Genomic DNA, 3,277 nt, shown 5'->3' with positions numbered 1-3,277 from the left:
AAAAGTTCTTTGACATATTGGAAGAAGTAATTGTAAGAGAAGACAACAGTTAGGTGACGGTAGCAATACCAGAACTAACAAAAGCATACTTACCTGAGCAAAAGCAGGTAAAGTAGAAGAAAGTAAGAAAGGGCACACGGGGAATGCCTTGGCTCTCAGAGGCGATGAAAGACGTGATAAGCTGCGATAAGCTACGGGGATTGGCAAATACGAATTGATCCGTAGATTTCTGAATGGGGAAACCTAACTATTTGAAGAATAGTTGCAAATGCGCGAACGTGCTGAACTGAAACATCTAAGTAGGCATAGGAAGAGAAAATAATAATGATTTCCAGAGTAGTGGCGAGCGAAATGGAAAGAGCCCAAACCAGTTATGTTACGGCATACCTGGGGTTGTAGGACCACGATATCGATACTAAAGCTAAGAAGAACAGGGTGGGAAACCTGGCCATAGCGTGTGACAGCCACGTATTCGTAAACGATAGTATGGTAGTGGTATCCTGAGTACTGCGAGGTCGGAGACGCCTTGTGGGAATCTGCCGGCACCATCCGGTAAGGCTAAATACTCCTGAGAGACCGATAGTGAACCAGTACCGTGAGGGAAAGGTGAAAAGAACCCCGAACAGGGGAGTGAAATAGAACCTGAAACCGTGTGCTTACAAGCGGTCGGAGCACTGTAAAGTGTGACGGCGTGCCTTTTGCATAATGAGCCTACGAGTTACTCTTCTCTGGCAAGGTTAAGTAGTTCAGCTACGAAGCCGAAGCGAAAGCGAGTCTGAATAGGGCGTATAGTCAGAGGAGGTAGACGCGAAACCTTGTGATCTACCCTTGGGCAGGTTGAAGGTGCAGTAACATGTACTGGAGGACCGAACCGATAAACGTTGAAAAGTTTCCGGATGACCTGAGGGTAGGGGTGAAAGGCCAATCAAACTGGGAAATAGCTCGTACTCCCCGAAATGTTTTTAGGAACAGCGTGGACATAGAGTTTCATAGAGGTAGAGCTACTGATTGGGTGCGGGGGAGTCAAATCCTACCAAATCCAGACAAACTCCGAATGCTATGAAATATGGTCTGCAGTGAGGCGCGGGGTGCTAAGGTCACGCGCCGAGAGGGAAAGAACCCAGACCATCAGCTAAGGTCCCTAAATTACCTCTAAGTTGAACTAACGAGGTCCGACTGCACAGACAGCTAGGATGTTGGCTTGGAAGCAGCCATTCATTTAAAGAGTGCGTAACAGCTCACTAGTCGAGCGGTCGGGCATGGATAATAAACGGGCATCAAGAGGTATACCGAAGCTATGGATAGAATTTATTCTGTGGTAGGGGAGCATTCTATCGTCAGTGAAGCCGTATGGTAATGTATGGTGGAGATTATAGAAAAGCAAATGTAGGCATAAGTAACGATAAGGCAGGCGAGAAACCTGCCCACCGAAAGACTAAGGTTTCCTGATCAACGCTAATCGGATCAGGGTTAGTCGGGGCCTAAGGATAATCCGGGTGGAGATTCCGATGGACAACTGGTTAATATTCCAGTACTTTTTATAACTGCGATGTGGAGACGGAGTAGTGACACTGCCGCGATCTGACGGAATAGATCGTTAAAGGCCGTAGGTATAAGATTCATAGGCAAATCCGTGAGTCTTGCTGAAAGCTGATAGTATGGCAAACCTTCGGGGGCGCCAATAGTGCAGGTAATCAGACTTCCAAGAAAACCCGCTAAGCTTCAGGTTATAAAAACCCGTACCGTAAACCGACACAGGTAGTCGAGGAGAGAATCCTAAGGTGCTCGAGTGAATCATGGCTAAGGAACTCGGCAAAATGGCCCTGTAACTTCGGGAGAAGGGGCGCTCTAGCGATAGAGCCGCAGTGAAAAGGCCCAGGCGACTGTTTAACAAAAACACATGGCTTTGCAAAATCGAAAGATGAGGTATAAGGCCTGACACCTGCCCGGTGCTGGAAGGTTAAGAGGGGATGTTAGTCGCAAGGCGAAGCATTGAATCGAAGCCCCAGTAAACGGCGGCCGTAACTATAACGGTCCTAAGGTAGCGAAATTCCTTGTCGGGTAAGTTCCGACCTGCACGAATGGTGTAACGATCTGGGCGCTGTCTCAGCCATGAGCTCGGTGAAATTGTGGTATCGGTGAAGACGCCGGTTACCCGCAACGGGACGGAAAGACCCCATGCACCTTCACTACAACTTAACATTGATATTGGGTACAAGATGTGTAGGATAGGCCGGAGGCATTGAAGCAGTGGCGCCAGCCATTGTGGAGCCAACCTTGAAATACGGCCCTTTTTGTACTCGGTGTCTAACTCGTCTGAGACGAGGACATTGTTTGGTGGGTAGTTTGACTGGGGTGGTCGCCTCCAAAAAGGTAACGGAGGCTTTCAAAGGTAAGCTCAGTACGCTTGGTAACCGTACGTGGAGTGCAATAGCAAAAGCTTGCTTGACTGTGAGACAGACAAGTCGATCAGGGTCGAAAGACGGATATAGTGATCCGGTGGTTCTGCATGGAAGGGCCATCGCTCAAAGGATAAAAGGTACGCTGGGGATAACAGGCTGATCTCCCCCAAGAGCTCATATCGACGGGGAGGTTTGGCACCTCGATGTCGGCTCGTCACATCCTGGGGCTGGAGAAGGTCCCAAGGGTTCGGCTGTTCGCCGATTAAAGTGGCACGCGAGCTGGGTTCAGAACGTCGCGAGACAGTTCGGTCCCTATCTGTTGTGGGCGTAGGAAAATTGAGTGGGGCTGACCTTAGTACGAGAGGACCGGGTTGGACAAACCTCTAGTGAATCTGTTATGGCGCCAGCTGTACTGCAGAGTAGCTACGTTTGGAATAGATAAGCGCTGAAAGCATCTAAGTGCGAAACTAGCCACGAGATGAGTTTTCCATATAGGATCGTAGGAGACTACTACGTTGATAGGCTACAGATGTAAAGGTGGTGACACCATAGTCAAGTAGTACTAATCATCCGAAGCTTTCTTAGAGCAGATATACGGCTGTTGTTTTCTAAATTACTTCTTTCAATACATGTCTTAGTTGAGCTTAAAGCACCAAGGAGAAAGCAGAAAGCTTTCCCCTGCTTAAGTAAAACAAAAATGATATTAAGCGCTAGCAAGAAGCATTATGCTTTAAGCTTTCAGCTTACACCTTCTTCAGGTGCCTATATCGGCGGTGTCCACCTCTTCCCATTCCGAACAGAGAAGTTAAGCCCGCCAGAGCCAATGGTACTGCAGTAAAATGTGGGAGAGTAGGTCGGTGCCAACTTTTATTCAA

General features: G+C 48.2%; 2 rRNA genes. Both read left to right on the top strand.

Annotated features, from left to right (window positions below):
• Positions 1 to 116: 116 nt before the first annotated feature.
• Positions 117 to 2,987: ribosomal RNA gene (locus J4N25_RS26660) — 23S ribosomal RNA — on the top strand.
• 169 nt (positions 2,988 to 3,156) lie between these two features.
• A 5S ribosomal RNA gene (gene rrf / locus J4N25_RS26655) occupies positions 3,157 to 3,268 on the top strand.
• Positions 3,269 to 3,277 lie beyond the last annotated feature (9 nt).

Source organism: Desertivirga brevis, assembly GCF_017355835.1.
Note: the sequence above shows the minus strand (reverse complement) of the source record. Positions and strands in the feature narration are given on the sequence as shown.